The 22,590-nt window shown below is 67.9% G+C and carries 24 protein-coding genes; 11 read left to right on the forward strand and 13 right to left on the reverse strand.

Annotated elements, in window-relative coordinates; genetic code table 11:
• On the forward strand, nucleotides 1-1,062 hold the full coding sequence (locus I5E68_RS04385) for an alpha/beta hydrolase (RefSeq protein ID WP_197161108.1): 1,062 nt from the start codon (nucleotides 1-3) through the stop codon (nucleotides 1,060-1,062).
• Between the two features lie 32 nt (nucleotides 1,063-1,094).
• On the opposite strand, the gene nth is transcribed toward I5E68_RS04385, so the two are convergent.
• Nucleotides 1,095-1,817 carry an endonuclease III gene (nth, locus tag I5E68_RS04390; RefSeq protein ID WP_197161110.1) on the reverse strand — a complete coding sequence of 241 codons (723 nt, stop codon included), beginning with the start codon at nucleotides 1,815-1,817 and terminating at the stop codon, nucleotides 1,095-1,097.
• Nucleotides 1,814-2,542 carry a 4-hydroxy-tetrahydrodipicolinate reductase gene (gene dapB / locus I5E68_RS04395; RefSeq protein ID WP_197161112.1) on the reverse strand — a complete coding sequence of 243 codons (729 nt, stop codon included), beginning with the start codon at nucleotides 2,540-2,542 and terminating at the stop codon, nucleotides 1,814-1,816. The genes nth and dapB overlap by 4 nt, the downstream gene beginning before the upstream one ends.
• Nucleotides 2,543-2,700: 158 nt before the next feature.
• On the opposite strand from dapB, the gene I5E68_RS04400 reads away from it, so the two are divergent.
• Nucleotides 2,701-3,423 carry an NAD-dependent deacylase gene (locus I5E68_RS04400; protein WP_197161115.1) on the forward strand — a complete coding sequence of 241 codons (723 nt, stop codon included), beginning with the start codon at nucleotides 2,701-2,703 and terminating at the stop codon, nucleotides 3,421-3,423.
• A 23-nt stretch (nucleotides 3,424-3,446) separates the two neighbouring features.
• Here the strand turns inward: I5E68_RS04400 and I5E68_RS04405 are convergent, their stop codons facing one another.
• The 6 genes from I5E68_RS04405 to mutM all read right to left on the reverse strand — a co-directional run bounded on the left by I5E68_RS04405 (nucleotide 3,447) and on the right by mutM (nucleotide 9,083).
• Complete coding sequence (locus I5E68_RS04405) at nucleotides 3,447-4,220, reverse strand: HesA/MoeB/ThiF family protein (RefSeq protein WP_197161118.1); 774 nt, start codon at nucleotides 4,218-4,220, stop codon at nucleotides 3,447-3,449.
• Nucleotides 4,217-4,672 carry a DUF983 domain-containing protein gene (locus I5E68_RS04410; RefSeq protein WP_197161120.1) on the reverse strand — a complete coding sequence of 152 codons (456 nt, stop codon included), beginning with the start codon at nucleotides 4,670-4,672 and terminating at the stop codon, nucleotides 4,217-4,219. Before I5E68_RS04410 ends, I5E68_RS04405 begins: the two co-directional genes overlap by 4 nt.
• Nucleotides 4,673-4,743: 71 nt before the next feature.
• Nucleotides 4,744-5,613 (reverse strand): GGDEF domain-containing protein, encoded by an 870-nt coding sequence (locus I5E68_RS04415; protein ID WP_228726820.1) that lies wholly within the window; start codon nucleotides 5,611-5,613, stop codon nucleotides 4,744-4,746.
• A 227-nt stretch (nucleotides 5,614-5,840) separates the two neighbouring features.
• Nucleotides 5,841-7,328 carry a chromosomal replication initiator protein DnaA gene (gene dnaA / locus I5E68_RS04420; protein ID WP_228726821.1) on the reverse strand — a complete coding sequence of 496 codons (1,488 nt, stop codon included), beginning with the start codon at nucleotides 7,326-7,328 and terminating at the stop codon, nucleotides 5,841-5,843.
• A gap of 544 nt (nucleotides 7,329-7,872) precedes the next feature.
• Nucleotides 7,873-8,133, reverse strand: coding sequence for a 30S ribosomal protein S20 (gene rpsT / locus I5E68_RS04425; RefSeq protein ID WP_197161127.1), 261 nt, complete (start codon nucleotides 8,131-8,133; stop codon nucleotides 7,873-7,875).
• Nucleotides 8,134-8,270: 137 nt separating this feature from the next.
• Nucleotides 8,271-9,083, reverse strand: a complete 813-nt coding sequence (gene mutM / locus I5E68_RS04430; protein WP_197161130.1) for a bifunctional DNA-formamidopyrimidine glycosylase/DNA-(apurinic or apyrimidinic site) lyase — start codon at nucleotides 9,081-9,083, stop codon at nucleotides 8,271-8,273.
• A 109-nt stretch (nucleotides 9,084-9,192) separates the two neighbouring features.
• On the opposite strand from mutM, the gene I5E68_RS04435 reads away from it, so the two are divergent.
• The 7 genes from I5E68_RS04435 to I5E68_RS04465 all read left to right on the forward strand — a co-directional run bounded on the left by I5E68_RS04435 (nucleotide 9,193) and on the right by I5E68_RS04465 (nucleotide 15,934).
• Nucleotides 9,193-9,561, forward strand: a complete 369-nt coding sequence (locus I5E68_RS04435; RefSeq protein ID WP_228726822.1) for an excalibur calcium-binding domain-containing protein — start codon at nucleotides 9,193-9,195, stop codon at nucleotides 9,559-9,561.
• A gap of 125 nt (nucleotides 9,562-9,686) precedes the next feature.
• Nucleotides 9,687-10,418, forward strand: a complete 732-nt coding sequence (locus tag I5E68_RS04440) for a class I SAM-dependent methyltransferase (RefSeq protein WP_197161135.1) — start codon at nucleotides 9,687-9,689, stop codon at nucleotides 10,416-10,418.
• A 9-nt stretch (nucleotides 10,419-10,427) separates the two neighbouring features.
• Nucleotides 10,428-12,014 (forward strand): 2-polyprenylphenol 6-hydroxylase, encoded by a 1,587-nt coding sequence (gene ubiB, locus I5E68_RS04445; RefSeq protein ID WP_197161138.1) that lies wholly within the window; start codon nucleotides 10,428-10,430, stop codon nucleotides 12,012-12,014.
• Nucleotides 11,981-13,273 carry a hypothetical protein gene (locus I5E68_RS04450; protein ID WP_228726823.1) on the forward strand — a complete coding sequence of 431 codons (1,293 nt, stop codon included), beginning with the start codon at nucleotides 11,981-11,983 and terminating at the stop codon, nucleotides 13,271-13,273. The genes ubiB and I5E68_RS04450 overlap by 34 nt, the downstream gene beginning before the upstream one ends.
• 37 nt (nucleotides 13,274-13,310) lie before the next feature.
• On the forward strand, nucleotides 13,311-15,011 hold the full coding sequence (locus tag I5E68_RS04455) for a bifunctional phosphopantothenoylcysteine decarboxylase/phosphopantothenate synthase (protein WP_197161141.1): 1,701 nt from the start codon (nucleotides 13,311-13,313) through the stop codon (nucleotides 15,009-15,011).
• The gene (gene dut / locus I5E68_RS04460; protein WP_197161144.1) at nucleotides 14,992-15,465 is read left to right on the forward strand and encodes a dUTP diphosphatase; all 474 of its coding nucleotides are present in this window, start codon (nucleotides 14,992-14,994) and stop codon (nucleotides 15,463-15,465) included. Before I5E68_RS04455 ends, dut begins: the two co-directional genes overlap by 20 nt.
• A 22-nt stretch (nucleotides 15,466-15,487) precedes the next feature.
• Nucleotides 15,488-15,934, forward strand: coding sequence for a hypothetical protein (locus I5E68_RS04465; protein ID WP_323982087.1), 447 nt, complete (start codon nucleotides 15,488-15,490; stop codon nucleotides 15,932-15,934).
• A gap of 8 nt (nucleotides 15,935-15,942) precedes the next feature.
• Here I5E68_RS04465 and I5E68_RS04470 read toward each other — a convergent pair whose 3' ends face one another.
• Both I5E68_RS04470 and I5E68_RS04475 read right to left on the reverse strand, forming a co-directional pair.
• On the reverse strand, nucleotides 15,943-16,140 hold the full coding sequence (locus I5E68_RS04470; protein WP_197161147.1) for a hypothetical protein: 198 nt from the start codon (nucleotides 16,138-16,140) through the stop codon (nucleotides 15,943-15,945).
• 241 nt (nucleotides 16,141-16,381) lie between these two features.
• Nucleotides 16,382-17,011: a DUF4136 domain-containing protein gene (locus I5E68_RS04475; protein ID WP_228727048.1), complete on the reverse strand. Its 630-nt coding sequence runs from the start codon at nucleotides 17,009-17,011 to the stop codon at nucleotides 16,382-16,384.
• Between the two features lie 356 nt (nucleotides 17,012-17,367).
• Here I5E68_RS04475 and I5E68_RS04480 point away from each other — a divergent pair, with 356 nt between their 5' ends.
• Both I5E68_RS04480 and I5E68_RS04485 read left to right on the forward strand, forming a co-directional pair.
• Nucleotides 17,368-18,042, forward strand: coding sequence for an MOSC domain-containing protein (locus I5E68_RS04480; protein WP_197161151.1), 675 nt, complete (start codon nucleotides 17,368-17,370; stop codon nucleotides 18,040-18,042).
• Nucleotides 18,039-19,184 carry a glycoside hydrolase family 76 protein gene (locus I5E68_RS04485; RefSeq protein ID WP_228726824.1) on the forward strand — a complete coding sequence of 382 codons (1,146 nt, stop codon included), beginning with the start codon at nucleotides 18,039-18,041 and terminating at the stop codon, nucleotides 19,182-19,184. Before I5E68_RS04480 ends, I5E68_RS04485 begins: the two co-directional genes overlap by 4 nt.
• 77 nt (nucleotides 19,185-19,261) lie before the next feature.
• Here the strand turns inward: I5E68_RS04485 and trpS are convergent, their stop codons facing one another.
• The 3 genes from trpS to secB all read right to left on the reverse strand — a co-directional run bounded on the left by trpS (nucleotide 19,262) and on the right by secB (nucleotide 22,510).
• Entirely contained in the window at nucleotides 19,262-20,281 is a 1,020-nt protein-coding gene (gene trpS / locus I5E68_RS04490) for a tryptophan--tRNA ligase (RefSeq protein ID WP_197161153.1), read from the reverse strand.
• A gap of 20 nt (nucleotides 20,282-20,301) precedes the next feature.
• Nucleotides 20,302-21,870 (reverse strand): murein biosynthesis integral membrane protein MurJ, encoded by a 1,569-nt coding sequence (gene murJ, locus I5E68_RS04495; protein ID WP_197161155.1) that lies wholly within the window; start codon nucleotides 21,868-21,870, stop codon nucleotides 20,302-20,304.
• Between the two features lie 115 nt (nucleotides 21,871-21,985).
• The gene (secB, locus tag I5E68_RS04500) at nucleotides 21,986-22,510 is read right to left on the reverse strand and encodes a protein-export chaperone SecB (protein ID WP_197161157.1); all 525 of its coding nucleotides are present in this window, start codon (nucleotides 22,508-22,510) and stop codon (nucleotides 21,986-21,988) included.
• Nucleotides 22,511-22,590 lie beyond the last annotated feature (80 nt).

The following is a 22,590-nucleotide window of genomic DNA, read 5'->3' on the forward strand; positions in this document are numbered from 1 at the left end:
ATGCACGATGGATCGCATGGTTTCTCGCGGCGCGCGGCGCTGGTGCGGCTCGGCGGCGTCACGGCGCTGTCGGCTGCGGCGCTGAGCGGCCCGTGGCGGGCACTGGCAGCCCCTGCGTACGATCCGGTCTCCTACATCGCCCCCGAACTGCGCCCGTTCCTGAAGGACCACAAGCCGCGCACGGTCGGCTACGAATGGACCTGGGATGTGGTCAAGCCGACGCGCAAGAGCGCAGCGCAGCTCGCCGCGCCACTGCCCAAGGGGCCCTGGCGCGCGATCAAGGTCCCCGTGCCGGGCGGCAGGCCGCCGGTGACGATCTACGTCGTCAACGAGCTGAAGGGCCGTCGGCGCGGCGGCATCGTCCATACTCACGGCGGCGGCTACATCATGGGCTATGCGCGCGACGCACTGGCCGGTGTCGCGCAGATGGCGCGTGAACTGGATTGTACGCTCGTCACCGTCGAATACCGCCTCGCCCCCGAGACCACTTACGAAGGCTCTCGCGAGGACACCTACGCCGCGCTCAAGTGGCTTTACACCCATGCCGACGAGGTCGGTGTCGACCGCGACAGGATCGCCCTGCTCGGCGACAGCGCGGGCGGTGGCCATGCCGCTCTGCTCGCGATCACCGCGCGCGATCGCGGCGAGGTGCCGGTCGCCTTCCAGTGCCTTGTCTATCCCATGCTCGACGACCGCGTGGGCACGACCATCGAGCGTCCGCGCCAGATGGGCGAATATGTCTGGACGCCCGAGGCGAACCACTATGGCTGGCGCTCGTTCCTCGGCCGCGAGCCGGGGCAGGCGGGCAAGGTCGACGGCGTGCCCGGGCGCGTCGCCAGCGTTGAAGGGCTGCCCCCGGCGTGGATCGGGGTGGGCGGCACCGACCTGTTCATGGAAGAGGACGTCGATTACGGCGAGCGCCTGCTCAACGCCGGGATCGGTTGCGAGATCATGGTCCAGCCCGGCGCCTACCACGCCTTCGACCTGATCGCCCCGAAGACGGATATCGCCCGCCGCTTCACCGCCTCGAAGATGGCCGCGCTGGCACGCGCAATCGGCTAGCAGCCGAAGCGCGCCACGCTACCACCGCGCGGTCAGGCCTGCCCTTTCGCCGCGCCGGCCTGCTTCTTCGGTGCCACTTTCTTTGCTGCCGCTTTCTTCGCTGCAGCGGTCTTCGCGCCCTTTTCGAGGACCTTGTCCTTGAAGCCGCACAGGTCGACCACCGGGCAGCGCCAGCACTCGGGGGTGCGCGCCTTGCAGATGTAGCGTCCGTGCAGGATCATCCAGTGGTGCGAGCCGACGCGGAAAGGGTTGGGGACCTTCTTCTCCAGCCCCTTCTCGACCGCGAGCGGGGTCTTGCCCTTGGCCATGCCGGTACGGTTGGCGACGCGGAAGATATGCGTGTCGACCGCGAAGGTCTCGGCCCCGAAGGCGCAGTTCATGACCACGTTGGCGGTCTTGCGGCCCACCCCGGGCAGCTCGACCAGTGCGTCGCGGTCCTGCGGAACCTCGCCGCCGTAGCGATCGACCAGCATCTGCGAGAGCGCGATGACGTTCTTCGCCTTGGAGTTGAACAGGCCGATGGTCTTGATGTGCTCCTTGAGTCCTTCCTCGCCCAGCTCGACCATCTGCTGGGGTGTCGTGACCTCGCGGAACAGCGCGCGCGTCGCCTTGTTGACGCCGACGTCGGTCGACTGCGCCGAGAGCGTGACCGCGACGAGCAACTGGTAGACGTTGCCGAATTCGAGCTCGGTCACCGGGTCGGGATTGAGCTCGGCAAGGCGGCGGAAGAACTCGAAGATCTGGTCCTTCTTCAAAGGCCGAGCACCTCGGGCATGGTGTAGCGCCCGGCGCCCTTGCCCACGATCCACTGCGCCGCGCGCACCGCGCCCTTGGCGAAGATGGAGCGGTTCTCGGCCATGTGTGAGAGCGCGAGGCGCTCGTTGTCGGCGAGGAAGTGGACGGTGTGGTCGCCCGCGACGGTGCCGCCGCGCAGCGCGGCAATGCCGATGGTGCCCGCCTCGCGGCTGCCGGTGATGCCGTCGCGCCCGCGCACCGCCTTGTCCTCGAGCGCGACCTCGCGGCCCTTGGCGGCGGCTTCGCCGAGCAGGAGCGCGGTGCCCGAGGGCGCATCGACCTTCATGCGGTGGTGCGTCTCGACCACCTCGATGTCCCAGTCCTCGCCGAGACGGCTCGCCGCCTCGCGCACGAGGTGGGCAAGCAGCGTGACGCCGAGCGAGGTATTGCCGGTCTGCAGCACCGGGATGGTCCTGGCTGCCTCGTCGATCAGCCAGTGGTGGCGTTCTTCAAGGCCGGTGGTGCCGATGACGATCGGCAGGTTCGCGGCAAGCGCGGCATCGAGGTTGGCCTCGAGCGCGGCAGGGCTGGAGAAGTCGATCAGCACGTCGCAGGCAGCCGTGATGGCGGAGGCATCGCCGTCGCGGTCGACCCCGCCGCCGAGCGTCTCTCCGGCCTCGGCGATGGCCTGTGCGATCGCCTGGCCCATGCGCCCCTGGCTGCCGATGATTCCGATTTGCGTCACGTCACTGTCTCCGCCGGGTCACTTGTCGCGGGGCTGCGCGCTACGGGCTTGTCCCGGAGCGGCGGCTGCCCCTAGTCTGGCCCAAGCGCATGGCGAAAAACCGCGCGCGAGACAAGCCGCAGCGCACAGGCGCGCCCGGCGACAGGAAAGGAGCGGCGATGCGCCTCAAGGCCGATGCCAATATCGTGATCCTCACCGGTGCTGGGGTCAGCGCCGAGAGCGGGATCGACACCTTCCGCGATTCGGGCGGGCTATGGGAGCAGCACCGGGTCGAGGACGTCGCCACGCCCGAGGCCTTCGCGCGCGATCCCGAACTGGTGCTGCGCTTCTACGACATGCGCCGCGCGGCGATCCAGACGTGCGAGCCCAATGCCGCCCACCATGCGCTCGCGCGGTTGCAGCGCGCGTGGGCAGGGCAGGTCACGCTCGTTACCCAGAACGTCGACGATCTCCACGACCGTGCCGCGGCTACGGCGGGTGTCGAGGACGCGCGGGTGATCCACATGCACGGCGAGCATCTCAACGCCTGGTGCACCGCTTGCGACACGCGCTCGCGCTGGCGCGCGACGCTGATCGAGCGGCCTGCCTGCCCGGCCTGCGGCGAGGCGGCGCTGCGCCCCGACATCGTCTGGTTTGGCGAAATCCCCTATCGCATGGACGAGATCATCGCGGCGGTGGAGAGCGCCGACCTGTTCGTCTCGATCGGGACCTCGGGCGCGGTCTACCCGGCGGCGGGGCTGGTGCGCATGGCCGGCGAGGCGGGCGCGCAGACGCTCGAACTCAACCTCGAGCCCTCGCAGGGCAGCCACTGGTTCGATGAGGCGCGCCACGGCCCGGCGACGCGGCTCGTGGCACAGTGGGTGGAGCAGCTGCTGGGCTGACGCGGGGCGCGTCTATCGCTCCATCAGCCAGGATTCCCGCAGGCGCTGCACGAGGGGTCCTTGGCCATGCGGATCGCGCGCATGCCCGGCGCCATGCCGTCGATGAGGTGGAGCTTGCCGTACTGCGGGTCGCCGAAAGCGGCATGGCCTGCGAGCAGCGCGCGCATGGCATGCATCGCGGCGAAGGTGCCGACCATGCCGACCATCGCGCCAAGCACGCCGTCTGCAGCGCAAGTGTCGCAGTCCTGCGCGTCGAAGGCATCGCCCACGAAGCAGCGGTAGCAGGGCTGGTCGGGCAGGTGTCCCGCGAAATTGGCGACCTGGCCCTGGAAGCGCCCGATCGCCGCGCTCGTCAGGGTAATGCCCATATCGACACAGGCATCCGACACCGCGAGGCGAGTCGCGAAGTTGTCACACCCGTCCAATACGAGGTTGGCGCCGGAAAGGATGCGAGGCGCATTGTCATTCCCTAACCGCTCGACATGCGTCGTGACCTTGAGGCCAACATCAAAACGCCGCACCCATTCGGCCGCCGCTTCCGCCTTGTGCTTGCCGATATCCGATGGCGTGTAAACCGTCTGGCGCTGGAGGTTGGAGACGTCGATGACGTCGTCGTCCACCAGGGTCAGGCGTCCTATGCCGGCTGCGGCGAGATATTGCAGCGCTGGACTGCCGATCCCGCCGCAGCCGACCAGTACGACGTGCGCATCGCATAGCGCGGCCTGCCCGGCGCCGCCCACTTCGGGCAGGACGATGTGGCGCGCGAAGCGCTCGAGACGGTCGCTCGTCAGGCTCATGCTCGGGGATTGTCCTCGTATTCTTCGGGGGTGTGTTCTTCGGGGGCGGCTGGCTCGAGCGCCACGCGTTCGCGCCGGAAACCGTTGAGCCCGAACCACCACTGCGCCGCGACCACCGCGCCCTTGGCCGGCTGCAGCATGCCCAGCATCATCGCCAGCGCGAGCGGGATCAGCACCGAGAAGATCGCCGCAGGTCCCATGTCCCAGTCTCGCACCATGGCGATGACCAGCGGGGCGAGCAGGTGGCCAGTGACGATGATCGCGATGTAGGCGGGGAAGTCATCCGCGCTCTGATGCGTGAGATCGAGCGTGCAGACCGGGCAATTATCGCGCGGTTTGAGCCACTTGCGAAAGAGACTGCCCTCGCCGCAGCGGGGGCAGCGGGCCCGCGCCCCGCGCAGGGCCGCCTCGCCGAAAGTGCCGGGCAGAAGGGATTCGCGCGAGGGCTCCATGGCCAGTGGCTCTAGAGCATGGACCGCGCCGGGGGAAGGGTGCGCGCGAGCAGCTGGCGTCGCGCGCTGGTTCAGGCTGGCAGCGCCTGCCGCGCGATTTCGACGCGGTTTCGGCCTGCCTGCTTGGCGACGTAGAGCGCTTCATCGGCCCGGCGCGTGGCATCGTCGAGCTCGGCGTAGCGGTGCAGGCTGGCGATGCCGCAGGAGAACGTCACCGGGCGCTGCGTGCCGGGCAGTTCGGCGTCGGCAGCGATCGTCGCACGCAGACGCTCCATGACCTGCGCGGCCTCCTCGAGCGCGGTATCGGGGAACAGCACGATGAATTCCTCGCCGCCCCAGCGCGCGCAGATGTCCGAGCGGCGCAGCAAGGCGTTGATACGCTGGGCGAAGACCATCAGCAGGGCATCGCCGCGGGCATGGCCCAGCCTGTCGTTGACCTGCTTGAAGTGGTCGATGTCGAGCATCGCGACCGCGGCCTCGGTCTCGTGGACCAGCAGTTTGCGTGCGACCTCGGTGAAGCCGCGACGGTTGCGCAGGCTCGTGAGCGAATCGCGCCCGGCCTCGTCGGTGAGCAGCTCGATGCGCGTGGCGCTTTCGTTGGCCGCCGCCGCGACGCCTTCGAGCAGGCGCCCGACGAGATCGCCGCCGCCGCGCGGCATGTGGGAGATGCGCTCGCCCGACTGGACGGCGCGCAGCATCTCTGTCGCCTCCTCGATCGGGGCGAGCAGGGCGCGGATCGAGGCGAGGCCTGCCGCCGTGCCGAAGAGCGTGGCGACGAGCAGGACGACGAGCGTCGTCGTTTCCCACCGGCCGGTCACCGCCTGATAGACGATCGCGGCGACGAGCGGGATGTGCACGGCCACGAAGCAGACCGAGAGCAGGCGCCGCTCGTAATGGCGGGGAAAGAGGAAGGTGGTTGCCGAATAGAAGCGCATGGCCATGGCTATAGGCGATTTTCCGGAGTTTGCGAATTGGCCGAAGGTGGCCTGTCTCCCGGTTCTGGACCCGCAAGTCCTCGCCTCGGAACGGACCAGTTCGTGCACCGGGCAACACGAGGGCGGGGGAGGGGCGCCAGAATGCAAAAGGAGCGCCGGACCCAGGTCCGACGCTCCCTTGCTTGTCAACATTTGCAGTGGCCCGTTGCGGGCCCGTTGTGGCCCCTGCGCGATCAGCTCTCGAGCTGGCGCAGCAGCGAGCGCACGTCGCCGTCCATGTCGGCATCGCGGCTGCGCAGTTCCTCGATGAGGCGCACCGCGTGGATCACCGTCGAGTGGTCGCGGCCACCGAACTTGCGGCCGATCTCGGGGTACGAGCGCGGGGTCAGCACCTTGGCGAGGTACATCGCCACCTGACGCGGACGCACCACCGCGCGGGCGCGGCGCTTCGAGCTCATCTCGGTGCGGTCGATGCGGTAGAACTGGCAGACCGTGCGCTGGATCTCGTCGATCGTGATCCGGCGGCGGTTGGCCGAGAGGATGTCGGTGAGCTGTTCCTCGGCAAGCTGGAGCGAGACCTGCTGCCCGGTAAGCTGGGCATAGGCGATCAGCTTGTTGAGGCCGCCGACCAGCTCGCGCACGTTGCGGTTGATGGTCCGTGCGAGGAACTCGATCACGTCCGCGGGCACGTCGACCGAGGCGAAGCGCTGGAGGCGATTTTCGAGAATCGCGCGGCGCAGCTCGATGTCGGCGGGCTGGATGTCCGCGACGAGGCCCATCGACAGGCGCGAGAGCAGGCGCGGTTCCACGCCGTCGAGTGCCTGCGGGGCACGGTCGGCGGCGAAGACCAGACGCTTGCCTTCCTGAAGCAGCGCATCGATCGTGTAGAGCAGTTCTTCCTGGGCCGAGGCCTTGCCAATGATGAACTGGATGTCATCGACCAGCAGCAGGTCGAAGCCGCGCAGGCGCGCCTTGAACTCGATCATCTGGTTCTGGCGCAGCGCCTGGACGAACTCGACCATGAAGCGCTCTGCCGAGCAGTAGAAGATCCGGGCATGCGGATGATGCGCGAGATAGGCATGGCCGATCGCGTGCAGCAGGTGCGTCTTGCCCTGTCCGGTCGCGCCCTTGAGATAGAGCGGCGAGAACTGCGGCGTCTCGGTCGCGGCCATGCGCTGGGCAGCATTGCAGGCCAGCACGTTGCTCTCGCCGGTGACGAAGCTGGTGAAGGTCTGCGAGGCGTCGATGCCCGCCGGGCCCTGGCCGAGCGAGGCGAACGATTCGCCCGAGAGCGCTGCCGAAAGCGCATCGCCCGAGCCCTGCGCCGAATCGTTGGCCGGCGTGCGGCTGGGACGACCGGCCCCGCCCAGACGCAGCTCGGGGAGCTGGCGACGGCCAGGATGGACGAGGATGCGCACGTGGCGCACGTCCGGGCGCGCGATCTTCCATGCCAGCGACAGGCGATCGGCAAAGCGATCCGTCACCCAGTTCGCCGAGAACTCGGTGGGCATGTAGAGATCGAGCGTGCCGGTTTCCTTGCAGTAATTGCCCGGCTGGATCGGCTTGATCCACTGGCTGTGAGCCTGGTGACCCAGGTCCTTGCGCAATCCCTGGCTAATGTCGGCCCAGTCTGCCGCCAGATTCACGGCTTCCTGATCCTCTTCCGTTGTCACCCTTACCGCCTTAGTTTTCTTGCCGGCGCCCTTGGCGCCATTGCTCAATGATGTTGATAGACCTGACACCCCGACCGAACTCCCCTGGTTCCCCGCCAATCGATCTGGCACCTGCAAAAATGGACAGACACACAGAGACAGCCCGCACGCGAAGACGGGCCTGATACCCGTCCAGGGACAAAACATCCCCGCAACCGCAAGCACGAATGCTGCAGCCGCCTCGTTCAAACTATCGCTGTTGCCCGGCCAGTTCCGCTTGGCCGGAGACCCTTTTAGGGAGCGCTTTGCCGCGCAGGCAATACGGTCATCCCAAAATAAAAAAATTTATGACGGTTGACTCACGCAAGTCTGCGGAAACCGGGGTCATCTAATGATTTACCAAGCAAAATCAGTTATTTGCTGGGCTTGGCGAGATGGGCCGAAAGCGAATCGCAGCAAAACCTATGGTTTGCGCGAAGTAGGTCGCGAGGGCCTGTTCCAAACGCAACGAAGCCGGGGATCGCCTCCCCGGCTTCGTTCTTGTTCCGTCCCGAAAAGCCTTACAGCGCGTTAACTGCGCCGGGGCGAATCAGTATTTGGAAAGGCTGCTGCCTCAGAGCGCGGATACGCGCTTCGAGAGGCGCGACATCTTGCGCGCAGCCGTGTTCTTGTGAACCACGCCGCGAGCAACGCCGCGTGCCAGTTCGGGCTGCATTTCCTTGAGCGCTTCGGTCGCGGCCGACTTGTCACCGCCGGCGATCGCGCCCTCGACCTTCTTCAGGAAGGTGCGGATGCGGCTCATGCGGTTGGTGTTGATCTCGGCGCGACGCGTGTTGCGACGGATGCGCTTACGGGCTTGTGGCGTATTGGCCATGAACGTTCCTTTGTCTGGCCGCCATGCGGCCCCTTTGCCTGTACGAATCTGTAAACTGGCGAGCGGACTCGCCGGAAAGCGCGCCCCTTAGCCATCCGAGCGGTTTTCGTCAACCCGCGAGGGGGATTCGAAACCGCCTATTTCTGGCATTTGCGGCACCAGAAGGTGCTGCGGCCGCCCTGTACGAAGCGCTCTACTCTCCCACCGCACGAACAGGCAAGACCCTCGCGCCCGTAGACCTGCCAGGAAGTGGCGAAATACCCGAGTTCTCCGCTGGGCTGGGCATAGTCGCGGATGGTCGAGCCGCCCGCCGCGATCGATTCCTCGAGTACCGCGCGGATCGCGGGCACGAGCCGCGCAAGCGCGGCCTTCGAGACCTTGCCCGCCGCCTTGTCGGGGCGGATGCCGGCGCGGAACAGGGCCTCGCACACGTAGATGTTGCCGAGCCCTGCAACGATTCGCTGGTCGAGCAGCAGCAGCTTCACCGGGGCCACGCGCCCCGCGAAGGCGGCGGCAAGGTGCGCGGCACTCAGTCCCTCGCCGAGCGGCTCGGGTCCCATCGTGGCGAAGGGGCCCCATGTCTCGAGCATGGCGCTCGGCACCAGGTCGACCGAACCGAAGCGGCGCGCGTCGTTGAGCGCGAGCACGTGCCCCGAGCCCGTCTCGAGCACGAGGTGGTCGTGCTTTTCGGGTTTCTCGGGCTCGATTCGCCAGCGCCCCGACATGCCGAGGTGAAACACCATGGTCTGGTCGCGGTCGGTATGGACGAGTCCGTATTTGGCGCGCCGGCCCATCGCGGTGACCTTCGCGCCGGTCATGACCTGGACGAGTTCGGGCGGGAAGGGGCGGCGCAGGTCCGCGCGGTTGAGCGTCACGCGTGCGATCCGCTCGCCCTCGAGAAAGCGCGCGAGCCCGCGCACGGTGGTTTCGACTTCGGGAAGTTCTGGCATGCACCGTGCGGTCTAGCGGGGCATGCAGGCCAAGTCATCATGGCTCTTGTGGCCAGCGCCTTGTGCACCGGGGCTGGACAGGAGGCCGATCCCGGGAGAGAGCAGCGCGATGACATCGCGTTCACCTTTCTTGCCTCGATCAGCCAGGGCTAGTCTTCTTGTCCTGCTGGCATCGCTCGGCCTGGCCACGGTCGCAGGACCGGGGCTCGTCCCGCGCGCATCGGCACATCCGGGCGGGCTCAACGCGGCGGGCTGCCACAACAACCGCAAGACCGGTGACTACCATTGCCATCGTTCGGCATCCGCGCCGCCTCCTGCGCGCCGGGCGAGTGGAGCGGGCGAGGGCGGGTCTGCGTATTATGCCAATTGCACGGAGGCCCGCGCGGCGGGAGCAGCTCCGATACGCCGCGGCCAGCCGGGTTATCGCAGCGGTCTCGATCGCGACAACGACGGTATCGCCTGCGAATGGAGCCGGTGACGGCGAGAGGAGCGCAGCCGGCGCTCGCGGCTTTTGCGGGCTTGCGCACCGGTGCATCGCGGTTTGCGTGAAAGCGCAGCGCATGACCCTTCCCGAGCCGGTCATTTGCGCCTAAAGCCCCGGGCATGAGCGAAAAGGTTTCCTTCGGCTACGAGGACGTGGCCCCCGAGGAGAAGGAAGGGCGCGTCGGCGCCGTCTTCTCCAACGTCGCGCGCAAGTACGACCTCATGAACGACGCGATGTCGGCGGGCATGCACCGTTTGTGGAAGGACAAGTTCGTGCGCCGGGTGAAGCCGCGCGCGGGCGAGCAGATCCTCGACATGGCAGGCGGCACCGGCGACATTGCCTTTCGCATGGAGAAGGCCGGGGCCTCGATCACCGTCTCGGACATCAACCAGGACATGCTCGACGTGGGCATCGAGCGCGCGATGGAGCGCAGCATCGACACGCTCGTGTGGTCGCGCCAGAACGCCGAGGAACTCTCGTTCCCCGCGCGCCACTTCGACGCCTACACGATCGCCTTCGGCATTCGTAACGTCACGCATATCGACAAGGCGCTGGCCGAAGCGCACCGCGTGCTCAAGTACGGCGGGCGCTTCTTCTGCCTCGAATTCTCGACCACCGAGTGGCCCGGCTTCAAGGAAGTCTACGACGTCTACTCGCACAAGCTGGTGCCGCAGATCGGGCAGGCGCTCGCGGGCGATGCCGATTCGTATCGCTATCTCATCGAATCGATCCGCCGCTTCCCGCCGATGCCCCGCTTCGAGGCGATGATCCGCGAGGCCGGTTTCAAGCACACCAAGGTCGAGCCGATCATGGGCGGCCTCGTCGCGATCCACTCGGGCTACAAGGTCTGATCCAGCGGCATGATCCGACCGACAACGCACGTCTGGCGCCTGCTCAAGTGGGGGCGCGTCCTCGCACGCCACGGAGCGCTGCGCGGGATAGAGAACGACCGTAACGCCCCGCTGCCGGTCAAGCGGCTCTGCCGGCTCGCACGCTTCGGCGCGCGCCAGTCGGACGAGCCCGACTATGCCGGTGCCTTCGAGGCGATCGGTCCGGCGGCGATCAAGCTGGGCCAGGCGCTCGCCACGCGCCCCGATCTCGTCGGCGAGGGGCCTGCGCGCAACCTGCTCAGCCTGCAGGACAACCTGCCGCCGGTCGACTTCGCGCTGATCCGTGGGCGGGTCGAGGACAGCTTCGGGCGCACGCTCGAGGACCTGTTCGAGAGCTTCGATGAGACCCCGGTCGGCGCGGCCTCGATCGCGCAGGTCCACCGCGCGGTGACGCGCGAGGGGCGCCAGGTCGCGGTCAAGGTGCTGCGTCCGGGCATCCGCGAACAGTTTAACCGCGACGTCGAGACGTACGAGTGGGCCGCGGCCCATCTCGAGGTGCTGGGCGGCGAGGCGGCGCGCCTGCGTCCGCGCGCGGTGATCGCCAACCTCAAGCGCTGGACGCTGCGCGAGCTCGACTTGCGCCGCGAGGCGGCATCGGCCTCGGAACTGGCCGAGGCGATGCGCGCGGTCGAGGGTTACCGCGTCCCCGCGATCGACTGGGACCGCACGACGGGGCAGGTGCTCACGCTCGAGTGGATCGACGGCATCAAGATGAGCAACGTCGATGCGCTGCGCGAGGCCGGGCACGACCTGCGCGCGCTGGCGCACCGGCTGGTGCTCACCTTCCTCAAGCAGGCGATTTCGAGCGGCTTCTTCCACGCCGACATGCACCAGGGCAACCTGTTCGTGCAGGGCGAGCCGGGCGAGAGCACGATCGTCGCGATCGACTTCGGCATCATGGGGCGCATCAACCGCCAGGCGCGCCTGTGGCTGGCCGAGATCCTCTACGGCCTCACCACCGGCAACTATCGCCGCGTCGCCGAGATCCACTTCGAGGCGCAGTACGTGCCCAGCTACCATACGGTAGAGGAGTTCGCGACGGCGCTGCGCGCGGTGGGCGAGCCGATGCGCGGCAAGCCGGTCTCCGAACTCTCGGTCGGACAGATGCTCGACGGGCTCTTCGCGATTACCCGCGACTTCGACATGCAGGTCCAGCCGCACTTGCTGCTGCTGCAAAAGACCATGGTCATGGTCGAGGGCCTCGCCACCGCGCTCGATCCCGAGATCAACATGTGGGACGTCGCCGGACCCTTCGTGAAGGAGTGGATCCGCGACGAACTGGGGCCCGAGGCGATGATCGCCGACCGTATCCACGAGGACCTCGACACGCTCATGCGCCTGCCCGCGCTGGTGCGCCGGATCGAGGAGCGTTTCCCACCCAAGGGAGCCGCCCCCGAGCAGGCCCCGCTGCCCGAGATCGACCTCGTGCTCGGCCTTGGCCGCGACAAGTCGCAGCGCCGTAAACGCGATGGTAACCACTGGGGCGGCTATATTCTCGCCGCGGCAGTGGGGGGTATCGCAGCATGGGCAGGGACGTTCTGGCAGATGATGGGCTGACCGCGAAGGTCGGCGCCACGGCGCAGCCGGGCAAGGGACAAGACGACAGGCTCCGCGCCTGTTCGACCGTAGAGGCAAGGCATTTCGCGCGCCTCTCGCCCGGCCTCGCACGTCTCGCACTGGCAGCGCTCGCGTTGCTCCTGCTGGCATCGGCGCTCGTGCCAACGGCCCGGCCCGGCGACCGTCTGCCCTGGCAGGGGGCGGTCGACGGCAAGGTCGCGGCGCAGACCACCAGCGCCGAGCTCGAGGCGAGCGGGCGCGATGCCGACATCGCGCTCTACGATCTCGTTGCCCAGCGCATCGCCGCTGGCGAGCATTACTACGATTTCATCGTCGCGCAGCAGCGCGCCTTCGATTTCCCGGTTCGCCCGGGCGTCGCGGTGCGCCTGCCGACGCTGGCCTATCTCGCTGCCTGGCTTGGCGAGGACGGTCTGGTGGCGGGGGCCTTCGCGCTGATCGCAGGCGTGCTCACCGCATGGTGGGGCAAGTTCGCACAGGATGCGACGACGCTGCGCCGCCGCGGGCTGGGTATCGCTATCCTTGCACTGGGCATGTCGCTCACGCTCAACCGCCACTTCCTGCTCTTGCACGAATTGTGGGCCGGCGGGTTGCTCGCGCTGTCTTTCGGTCTCTATCGCAGTCGCACTCCCGGCAAGCGCGCGCACCGGATCGGTGCGTTCCTCGCCGCTGCGCTGGCGCTGGCGATCCGCGAGCATGCGCTGCCCTTCGTCATGCTGATGGCGGCTTTCGCGGCATTCGAGCGCAACTGGCGCGAGGCGGGTGCATGGCTGGCGCTGATCGCGCTGTTCGCGGCCGGACTGGCGGCGCACCTCGGGCTCGTCACGCGTGACGTGGTGCCCGGCGATGCGCCCTCGGCTTCGTGGCTGGCGCTGCGCGGGCTGTCGGGCTGGCTCTCGAACGTCGTTCAGGCGAGCAACCTGCGCTGGTTGCCGCACTATCTCGCAGGACCGCTGGTCGTCGCCGCCTGCTTCGGCTGGCTCGGCTGGAACGGGCGCGAGGGATTGTTCGGGTTCCTGCTCGCCGCGGGCTATGGTCTCGCCTTTACCGTGGCGGGGCGCTGGGACAATTTCTACTGGGGCGCAATGATTGCCCCGGTCATGGGCGCGGGCATCGTCTTCGCGCCGCGTGCACTGGCGGCGCTGGTCAGGCAGGCGGACCTCGCGGTCGAGCCCGACCCGGCCTTTGCGCCCGCCGGTTCGAACGAGGCAGGTGCCACCGCTCGCTGGGCCGCAAACTGATTGCGCGAAGATGGCTGGTGTTGCAAAAGCGCCCGAGATGACCGGGCCTCGTATCCTTCTTGTCGTGGGTGGCGGAATTGCTGCCTACAAATCATGTGAACTCGTTCGCCAGATCCGCAAGGAAGGGGGCGATGTCACTTGCGTGCTGACCGAAGGGGGCGCGCAGTTCGTGACCCCGATGGCGCTCGCCGCGCTGTCGGGCAACCAGGTGCACACCTCGCTCTTCGACCTCAAGAACGAGGTCGAGATGGGGCACATCCAGCTCAGCCGCGAGGCCGACCTGATCGTGGTGTGCCCGGCGACGGCGAACATGATGGCGAAGATGGCCGCAGGGATCGCCGACGATCTTGCCACGACGCTGCTGCTCGCCACCGACAAGCCGGTCATGGCGGTCCCGGCGATGAACGTGCGCATGTGGCAGCACGCCGCGACCGTGCGCAACGTGCAGGTGCTGCGCGAAGCCGGTGTCGACGTGATGGAGCCCGAAGAGGGCACCATGGCCTGCGGCGAATACGGTCCCGGCCGCCTTCCCGATCCGATGGCGATCTGGCAGCGCATTGCCTGGGCGCTGGGCATGGGGCCGGTCGAGATCGCGCCGCTGCCCGGTGCCTCGGCCTATGACATGCCCTATCCCGCGCTGCCCGGCCACGCGCCCGACGACGATGCCTACTGGACCGCCGGGCTCGGCGATCCGGAAGGCGAGGGCGAGGAAGTCGACGTTGCGGGCCTTGGCGGTCTGTCGGGCTCGCTCGTCTCGCGGTCGGTCGCCAAGGCGCGCGAGCAGGCTGCCGCGCTCGAGGCCGGCGGCGAGGCGCTCTCGGTGCCCGCGCCCGATCCCGGTGGTCCCTCCACCCCGCCCGGCTCGCTCTTCGCGCGCAAGGGCGATGCGCGCGCGGCACCGCCGACCGACCCCGAGGCGATCAACCATCTCACCTCGCGCCATGGCGATGCGGTGCGTCCCGAGGCCTTTCAGGGTGAAGTCGAAGGTGCCTTCCCCTCGGTGGGCGGCCAGCAGCCGGGCCTCTATGCCGACGGCCCCTTCGGCGATGCCCACCTGATGCCCGTACTCGAGGACCAGGGTCCCTGGGACGGGCCGCTCAGCGGGCGCCACGTGCTCGTCACTGCCGGGCCGACCTGGGAGCCGATCGACCCGGTGCGGTACATCGCCAACCGTTCCTCGGGCAAGCAGGGCTTCGCCATCGCCGCCGCCGCGGCGCGCGCTGGTGCGCGGGTCACGCTGGTGACCGGCCCCGTACACCTGCCGACGCCTCCATGCGTCGACCGGGTCGACGTCGAGACCGCAGAGCAGATGGCCGATGCCGTCAAACGCGCGTTGCCCGCAGACGTTGGCGTGATGGTCGCGGCGGTCGCTGACTGGCGCCCGGCCAATACCGCCACCGAAAAGCTCAAGAAGCGCGGCTCTGCGCCGCCCGCGCTGATGCTGACCGAGAACCCGGACATCCTCGCCACGCTCGGCTCGCGTCCCGACCGCCCGCCGCTGCTGATCGGCTTTGCCGCCGAGACCAACGACGTGGTCCGCTACGCGCGCGAGAAGCGCAAGCGCAAGGGCGCCGACTGGATCATCGCCAACGACGTTTCCGGCGATGTCATGGGCGGGGACAACAACGCGGTCCACATCGTGCGCGGCAACGACGTGATATCGCTTCCCGAAATGCCCAAGGAGGAGGTCGCGCGCCTGCTCGTCGAAAGGTTCGCAGATGCATTCTCCACCGACTGAAGTTCCCGTTCCGCTCAAGATCCTGCCGCATGGCGAGGGGCTGCCGCTGCCCGCCTACGCGACCGATGGCGCGGCGGGCATGGACATCGTCTCGGCCGAGGACGTGACCATCGCGCCGGGCGCGCGCCATGCGGTCGCGACCGGGCTCGCGGTGGCGATCCCCTTCGGTTTCGAGATCCAGGTGCGTCCGCGCTCGGGCCTCGCGCTCAAGCACGGGATCACCGTGCCCAATACGCCCGGCACGATCGATTCGGACTATCGCGGCGAGCTCAAGGTGATCCTCATCAACCACGGCGCCGAACCCTTCGCGATCGTGCGCGGTGACCGCGTGGCGCAGCTGGTGATCGCGCCCGTGACCCGCGCGGCCTGGCTCAAGGTCGAGGAACTCGACGCGACCGAGCGCGGTGAGGGGGGCTTCGGCTCGACCGGCGGCGTCGCCGCGCTCGGCAACTGAGGCAACGAGAGAGCGCGCTGGCGTGCGCCCGCCTGACGGCCAGCTGGCCGATGATGCCGCGATAGCACGCCTTGCGCGCGCCGTCCTCGATTGCAGCCTGCCCAAGGCGCAGTGGACTCACGAGGCGCACTTCGCGCTAGCCCTTTGGCTGGCGCGCGAGCGTCCGGATTGCCTCGAACCGGACGCGATCCGGGCGGTGATCACGCGCTACAACGAGGCCACGCTCACGCCCAACAGCGACAGCGCCGGGTATCATCACACGATCACGCTGGCCTCGCTGCGCGGGGCGCGGGCGTGTCTCGCGCAAGCGGCACCGGACGCGCCGCTGGGTGCGGTACTGGCAGGACTGATGGCTTCGCCCTTGGGGCGCAGCGACTGGTTGCTCGACTACTGGAGCCGTCCGGTGCTGATGAGTGTCGAGGCACGCCGCGACTGGGTCGAACCCGATCTGGCGCCGCTGCCGTTCTGAGTGGCGGCTCAGTCGGCCTTGTCGGTACCGGCGTTGTCGCCAGCGCCGATACGGCGGGAGCGGCGCTTCTTCACGCCCCACCAGCCAAGGCCGCCGATCAGGCCGACAGTCAGCCCGCCACGCAAGATCGTCGAGAACGCAGCCTCGAGCGCGCCGACGGTCACGCCCCAGAAGAGCTGCGACATGATGGCCATGAAGGTGTTCATTGCGTGATCGGTTCTTTCCCCCGCAGATCCGGTCCATCGTGACGGTCCGCATGTGCACGAGGCGCTGTTAGGCAAGTGGAGGCGCTGTCGATAGGGCTCAGGGCGCGGCGATACGACGAATTCACGCCGGTTTCGGACCACGAGAGGCCCGCCTCAAAAATAAAGGACGGGTCCGCCTTGCGACGAACCCGCCCCTCGGTGTCTCCCTCTAAGGGGGAGCCTCCTAAGTCGTTGGCAGTGATTATTTCTTTTCCGGTGCCACGGTAATGCGCACGGTCTCGCCCGAGTTCCCGGGGAAATTCGTGAACATGGCCTCGACGAGGTTGGGGACGAGGTACTGCAGACGATTCGAGGCGGAAACGGCCTCGGCGCGGCCCTCGAACAGGCGCTCGCCATCGGTCGCGCGGTCGATCTTCACCTCGATGCCGCTGGTGTAGACGGTGTAGCTGTCGATGCCGCGATCGAAGAACGGATCGTACCAGCCGTACTGCCACGGCCCGCCCCAGTAACCACGCGAGCGGAAGCCGTAGCGACCATAGCCGTACCAGGGATCCCAGTAGCCGCCCATGCCTCCCATGCCGCTCGAGCGCACGCGCTCGCGACCGGTGTCGACGCCGTAGTCGAAGCGCACGATCAGGTTCGCCGCTGCGGGATCGTTGCTCGGGACGTAGCCCAGCTTGGCCATGCGGTCGGACAGCACGCGTGCATATTGCGCGAACTCGAGACCGCCCGCGAGATCGGGATCGTCGGCGACGACTGCGAAGGTCTGTCCGGCAGGCGCGGGCAGTTCGCCCTGGAAGCGCGAGACGTCGGCCTTGAACGGCGCGGCGCAGGCGGCGAGCGCGAAGAGCAGGACGGCGACCGCCGCCATCTTCAGCCGCCCGGCATGCGCCGTGGCTGCGTGTGAGCGCGGCACGGCGGCGGTGCCGCCTGTTTCCGCAAATCCTTCGCGATTGGTCATTTCACTCTCACTCCACTTGCCGCTACTGGGCGTCCGGTTGGGACCCGCGCCAAGGGACCCGGCGATTCGACGCGCACCTTCGGATCGATCCGCACGCTAGCGCAGCGGGACTGAATAGCGGTTGAATGGCGCTTCAGCTGCGACGGGGCGAGGCGCTTTAGCTTCTCCCATCTGCAGTGCGACGCCGCTCTGGCCGCCAACGATTCCCTGTCGACCTTGCCTCTACCTTAGGGCACCAACGGCCTGTGATATAGGGAGAAAGCACAGTGGAAACGAGTCCCGCACCGCAAGTTCGCGTTTCGGTGCTTGCGGTCAATACCGGCAAGGCCCGCCGTTTCCGCGGCGCGGACGAGCACAGTGCCATCGCCAAGACACCTGCCGAAGGGCCGGTACGGGTCACCTTTCTGGGGCTCGCGGGCGATGAACAGGCCGACCTTTCGGTCCATGGCGGGCCCGAAAAGGCGCTGCACCACTATCCCTACGACCACTATCCTTTCTGGAACGAGGTACTGGGCGGGCACCCGCTGCTTGGCGGGCACGGTGCTTTCGGCGAGAACCTTTCGAGCGAAGGTCTGCTCGAGGATGCGGTGTGCATCGGCGACCGGCTTCGCCTCGGCAGTGCGCTGGTCGAGGTCTGCCAGGGCCGCCAGCCCTGCTGGAAGCTCGATCACCGCTTCGACGGCGCCAAGGTCATGGCCCGCATTGTCGCGACGCGCCGCTCGGGCTGGTACTACCGCGTGCTCGAGGAAGGCGTGGTCGAGGCAGGCGACGCGCTCGAACTGGTCGAGAGGCCGTTTCCCGACTGGAGCGTCTCGCGGGTCTTCGGCCTGCTGATCGCAGGCGAGCACAAGCAGGACCGCGGCGGGCTCGAGGCGCTGGGCGCGGTGACGCCGCTGGCGCAGGCATGGGCCAAACGGCGCGAGAAGCTGCTGGGCGCATGAGGGTGCGCGTTGCTCGCGACATGGAGGGGCCGCGCTTTGGCAAGGCCGCGCTTGGCGCCGTGCTTTGCGCAATGCTCGCCTCCACTGGCGCGCGAGCATTGCGCGCGGAGCCTGCCAGCATCACCGGCGTCCATGCCGCACCCGAGAATGTAGAGGCGTCGCAGCCGGGTGAATGGTCGGCGCGTGCCGGGACTGCGCTCGAGCTCCTCGATGCGCGCTGGGGCCGCGAGGGCGACTGGCAAGGGGCAGGCGGCTGGCAGCGCTTCGTGCTCGTCGACCTGCTCATCGCCTACCGCGAGCGCAGCGGCGACCCGCGCTGGGACGAGAGGATCGCGAAGGCCTTGCGCAACCGGCGCGGGCTCGCGCTCAACGACGATGCGCTCTGGGCGGTGATCGCCAGCGTCGACGGCTACCGGCTCGAGGGTGATCCCGAGCTGCTCGACTATGCCGCGACGCGCTTCGCGCAGCTGGTGACGACCTACTGGGACGATACCTGCGGCGGCGGGCTCTGGTGGGATCCGCGCCGCAGCTACAAGAACGCGATCACCAACGAACTGCTCGTCACCGCCGCGACGCGTCTCTACCGCGCGACGGGACAGGAAAGTTACCGCGCATGGGCGCTACGCGGCTGGGGCTGGATCGCGGCCTCGGGCATGATCGGCGACGATGCGCTGGTGCGCGACGGCCTCGCCATCGACACGCGTACGCGGACCTGCCGCAGCAACGGCCAGCCGAGATGGACCTACAATCAGGGCGTGATCCTCTCGGGGCTATCGGACCTCACCGAGATGACCGGCGATCCGACCTACCGGGCGCGTGCGGTGGCGATGGCCGGTTCCGCGCTGGCGCGCCTGACCCATGCCGACGGCACCTTGCGCGAACCGGTCCCCGCGATCGGGGCGGACGGACTCTCTTTCAAGGGGATCTTCGCCTTCCACCTCGCCTACCTGATGGATGCGCTGCCCGAAGGCGCGCAGAAGCAGGCCCTGCGCGAGGCGGCGCGGCGCAATGCGGCGGCGGTCTGGCGGATCAGCGAGGAGGGCCGAGCGCCGGTCGATTCGGACTGGACCGGCGCCAAGCGGCAGTTCGGCGCAGCGGCGCAGGGTTCGGGCGCGGCGATGCTGCTGGCAGCCGATCGCTGAGGCGCGAGGCGCGAGGCGGGAGGGGGCACTGCGCCGCCGCGAGTGTTGCGGCGCGCAATGCCCCTCGGGGCACGGCCTCAGCCGCGCACCAGTCCCAGTGCGTCGTAAGTCGCGTTGAGCGTCGGGACCGCCAGAGCGCGGGCCTTTTCAGCGCCCTTGGCGAGGATCGCGTCGAGCGCGCCGCGGTCCTTGCGCAGTTCGTTGAAGCGCGCGTTGATCGGCGCGAGCTTCTCGACCAGCAGTTCGCCGAGCGCGGGCTTGAACTTGCCGAAACCTTCGCCGCCGAAATCGGCCAGCACCGCATCGACGCTGGTCCCGGACATCGTCGCGTAGATGCCGATGAGGTTGATCGCCTCGGTGCGGCCTTCGAGTCCGGCCTTCTCGGAGGGCAGCGGCTCGGGGTCGGTCTTGGCCTTCTTGATCTTCTTGATGATCGTGTCAGCATCGTCGGTGAGGTTGATGCGCGCCATGTCCGAGGGATCGGACTTGCTCATCTTCGAGGAACCGTCGCGCAGGCTCATGATGCGTGCGGCCTCGGGCGGGATGATCGGGTCGGGCAGGGTGAAGACCGGCGCTTCCTCGCTGGCGAAGTCATTGTTGAATTTCTGCGCGATGTCGCGCGCCAGTTCGAGGTGCTGCTTCTGGTCCTCGCCCACGGGGACGTGGGTGGCCTGGTAGAGCAGCACGTCTGCGGCCTGGAGCACCGGATAAGTGAACAGCGCGACCGAGGCGCCCTCGCGGTTCTTGCCCGACTTGTCCTTGAACTGCGTCATGCGGTTGAGCCAGCCCATGCGCGCGGTGCCGTTGAGCAGCCATTGCAGCTCGGCGTGCTGGGGGACCTGTGCCTGGTTGAACAGGATCGAGCGGTCGGGGTCGATGCCGCAGGCGACGAGAGCGGCGGTCATCTCGCGGGTGTTGTTGGCCAGCGCGGCAGGCTCGTGCGGCATCGAGATCGCGTGCAGGTCGGCAAGGAAGTAGAGGCTTTCGCCACCCTGCTCGGCGACGTCGTCCTGCATCTTCACCCAGTTGGCGATCGCGCCCAGATAGTTGCCGAGGTGCAGGTTGCCGGTGGGCTGGATGCCGGAGACGATACGCATGTGACTACTCGATTTCTCTCTTATTTCGCGCGGCGGCGGCGCAGGAGCTGGAGGTCGTCGCGGGTGAAGGCACCCGTGGCAATGGTGGCGAGGCCATAGACGAGGCAGCCCGCCGAGACCAGTGCAGCCAGTGCAAGTCCTCGTACCAGCCAGGTACCCTGCACATAGGGGGCCATCAGGTCCTGCCCGTACCACAAGGCTGCGGCCATCAGCACGGCGGCAAGCAACAGGCGCGGCGCACGGCGCCTGAGGCGCGCGTCCACCTCGAAATGGCCGCGCCTGACCAGCGTCACGTAGAGCATCGCGACATTGACGGTGGAGGCAATCGCGGTTGCGAGCGGCGGGCCCATGTGCTGGAGCGGCACGATCAGCGCGAGGTTGCCGAGCAGGTTGATGCCCATCGAGATCATCGCGAAGCGCACCGGGGTGCGGGTGTCCTGTCTCGCGTAGAAGCCCGGGGTCAGCACCTTGACGAGGATGTAGCTGGGCAAGCCGATCGAGAAGGCGGCGAGCGCCTGCGCGGTGCGCGCAACGTCGCCCGCGTCGAACTTGCCGTAGCCGAACAGCGCGGCGGCAATCGGCTCGCCGCACACGATCAGCGCGGCGGCGGCGGGCAGGGTGAGCAGCAGCGCGAGCTCCAGCCCGCGGTTCTGCGTCTGCATGGCCGCGGCATGCTCGCCCGCACCGAGCTGGCGCGAGATCGTGGGCAGCAGCACCGTGCCAAGCCCGATGCCGATGAGGCCGAGCGGGAGCTGGTTGAGCCGGTCGGCCATGTAGATGTAGGTGACCGAGCCGTGCTCCAGCAGGCTGGCTGCGAGCGCGGTCGAGACGACGAGGTTGATCTGCGTCGCGCCTGCGCCGGCAGCGGCGGGCAGGGTCAGCAGCAGCAGCCGCTTCACGTCGGCATTCCACACCGGCATGCGCAGGCGCATCGAGACGCCGTTGGCGCGGCAGGCCCAGACCAGCCAGAGGAACTGCGCAAGACCGGCGATGGAGACGCCGATGGCTTGGTTGCGCGCGGTCACCAGCGCATCGGCATCGTGGAAGCCGAGCAAGGCGATGATCAGCGTCAGGTTGAGCAGGATCGGCGCGGCGGCGTTGACCCAGAACTTGTCGAGCGAGTTGAGGATGCCGCCCAGCAGCGAGACCAGGCTGATGAAGGCAAGATAGGGGATGGTATAGCGGCTGAGCGTGACCGCGAAGGCGAACTGCTCGGCGCTGACGTCGTTGAACGAGCCCGAGAGCACCCATGTCACCGGCCAGGCGAAGACTTCGAGCAGTACCGTCATTGCCAGCAGAACCGGCAGCAGCACCGAGAGCGCCTGTTCGGCGAAGGTCAGGCCCGCGGGCAGGCCGGGGCCATCCGGGTCGGCCACCTTCTTGTTGAACATCGGGATGAAGGCGGCGGAGAAGGCCCCTTCCGCGAAGAGCGCGCGGAACATGTTGGGCAGGCGGAACGCGATCAGGAAGGCGTCCGAGGCAAAGCCTGCGCCCACGAAGCGGGCAAAGAGGCTGTCGCGCGCAAGGCCGAGCACGCGGCTTGCAAGGGTGAGCCCTCCGACGCTGGCCAGTGCCTTGACGAGGTTCATCGACTTTGGCTCCGGCCTGTCTACCCGCTCATCGAACGGCGGGCAGCGTTTTCATGCTGGGGAGGGCGGACGCGGGCCCGGCTCTGCCAGAGCCGCGCCCGCGTCGCTTTTCGGATCAGGCGTGACCGGCGGGCTCGTCGGTCGCCGAGGCGGCGGGAGCGCCGCCGGCCTGCTGCTCCTGCAGCTGCTGCAGGTAGAGGCCGTTGAAGTCGATCGGCTCGAGCAGGAACGGTGCGAAGCCGGCATCGCGCACGGCATCGGCGATCACGCGGCGCGCGAAGGGGAAGATCAGGCGCGGCGCTTCGGCGAAGAGGAAGGCATGGGCCTGGTTCTCGTCGAGATTGCGCATGCCCACGAGGCCGCAGTACGACAGGTCGACGATGAACGCGGTGCCTGCCTCGGTCTTGGAGGTGCAGGTGATCTTGAGCTCGACCTCGTGGACTTCGCCCTCGATCGAGCGTGCGCCGATGTTGAACTGAACGTCGAAGCTGGGCTGGTCCTGCCACTGGAAGCTGACCGGCGCGTTCGGGTTCTCGACCGAGAGATCCTTGATGTACTGCGAGATGATCCCCGCGCTCGGCGCATTGTCGGCGCCGTTGTTCAGGTTGAGGTCGGAGATGACGTTGCCTTCGTCGGCCATGAGATGCTTTCCCGCTTGAATGTGATGCCTTGTGCCCTGTTCGCATGTCCGATCACGGGCTTCCTGCGCGCGCTAGAGCA

The organism is Novosphingobium aureum (assembly GCF_015865035.1).
GTDB classification, from domain to species: Bacteria; Pseudomonadota; Alphaproteobacteria; order Sphingomonadales; family Sphingomonadaceae; genus Novosphingobium; species Novosphingobium aureum.

What these genes read in the sequence shown, in the direction of transcription:
- I5E68_RS04385 (WP_197161108.1), top strand. Translation starts at nt 1, where the DNA reads ATGCACGATGGATCGCATGGTTTCTCGCGGCGCGCGGCGCTGGTGCGG.
- I5E68_RS04400 (WP_197161115.1), top strand. Translation starts at nt 2,701, where the DNA reads ATGCGCCTCAAGGCCGATGCCAATATCGTGATCCTCACCGGTGCTGGG.
- I5E68_RS04405 (WP_197161118.1), bottom strand. Translation starts at nt 4,220, where the DNA reads ATGAGCCTGACGAGCGACCGTCTCGAGCGCTTCGCGCGCCACATCGTC.
- I5E68_RS04410 (WP_197161120.1), bottom strand. Translation starts at nt 4,672, where the DNA reads ATGGAGCCCTCGCGCGAATCCCTTCTGCCCGGCACTTTCGGCGAGGCG.
- I5E68_RS04415 (WP_228726820.1), bottom strand. Translation starts at nt 5,613, where the DNA reads ATGGCCATGCGCTTCTATTCGGCAACCACCTTCCTCTTTCCCCGCCAT.
- rpsT (WP_197161127.1), bottom strand. Translation starts at nt 8,133, where the DNA reads ATGGCCAATACGCCACAAGCCCGTAAGCGCATCCGTCGCAACACGCGT.
- mutM (WP_197161130.1), bottom strand. Translation starts at nt 9,083, where the DNA reads ATGCCAGAACTTCCCGAAGTCGAAACCACCGTGCGCGGGCTCGCGCGC.
- I5E68_RS04435 (WP_228726822.1), top strand. Translation starts at nt 9,193, where the DNA reads ATGACATCGCGTTCACCTTTCTTGCCTCGATCAGCCAGGGCTAGTCTT.
- I5E68_RS04440 (WP_197161135.1), top strand. Translation starts at nt 9,687, where the DNA reads ATGAGCGAAAAGGTTTCCTTCGGCTACGAGGACGTGGCCCCCGAGGAG.
- ubiB (WP_197161138.1), top strand. Translation starts at nt 10,428, where the DNA reads ATGATCCGACCGACAACGCACGTCTGGCGCCTGCTCAAGTGGGGGCGC.
- I5E68_RS04450 (WP_228726823.1), top strand. Translation starts at nt 11,981, where the DNA reads ATGGGCAGGGACGTTCTGGCAGATGATGGGCTGACCGCGAAGGTCGGC.
- I5E68_RS04455 (WP_197161141.1), top strand. Translation starts at nt 13,311, where the DNA reads ATGACCGGGCCTCGTATCCTTCTTGTCGTGGGTGGCGGAATTGCTGCC.
- dut (WP_197161144.1), top strand. Translation starts at nt 14,992, where the DNA reads ATGCATTCTCCACCGACTGAAGTTCCCGTTCCGCTCAAGATCCTGCCG.
- I5E68_RS04470 (WP_197161147.1), bottom strand. Translation starts at nt 16,140, where the DNA reads ATGAACACCTTCATGGCCATCATGTCGCAGCTCTTCTGGGGCGTGACC.
- I5E68_RS04475 (WP_228727048.1), bottom strand. Translation starts at nt 17,011, where the DNA reads ATGGCGGCGGTCGCCGTCCTGCTCTTCGCGCTCGCCGCCTGCGCCGCG.
- I5E68_RS04485 (WP_228726824.1), top strand. Translation starts at nt 18,039, where the DNA reads ATGAGGGTGCGCGTTGCTCGCGACATGGAGGGGCCGCGCTTTGGCAAG.
- trpS (WP_197161153.1), bottom strand. Translation starts at nt 20,281, where the DNA reads ATGCGTATCGTCTCCGGCATCCAGCCCACCGGCAACCTGCACCTCGGC.
- murJ (WP_197161155.1), bottom strand. Translation starts at nt 21,870, where the DNA reads ATGAACCTCGTCAAGGCACTGGCCAGCGTCGGAGGGCTCACCCTTGCA.
- secB (WP_197161157.1), bottom strand. Translation starts at nt 22,510, where the DNA reads ATGGCCGACGAAGGCAACGTCATCTCCGACCTCAACCTGAACAACGGC.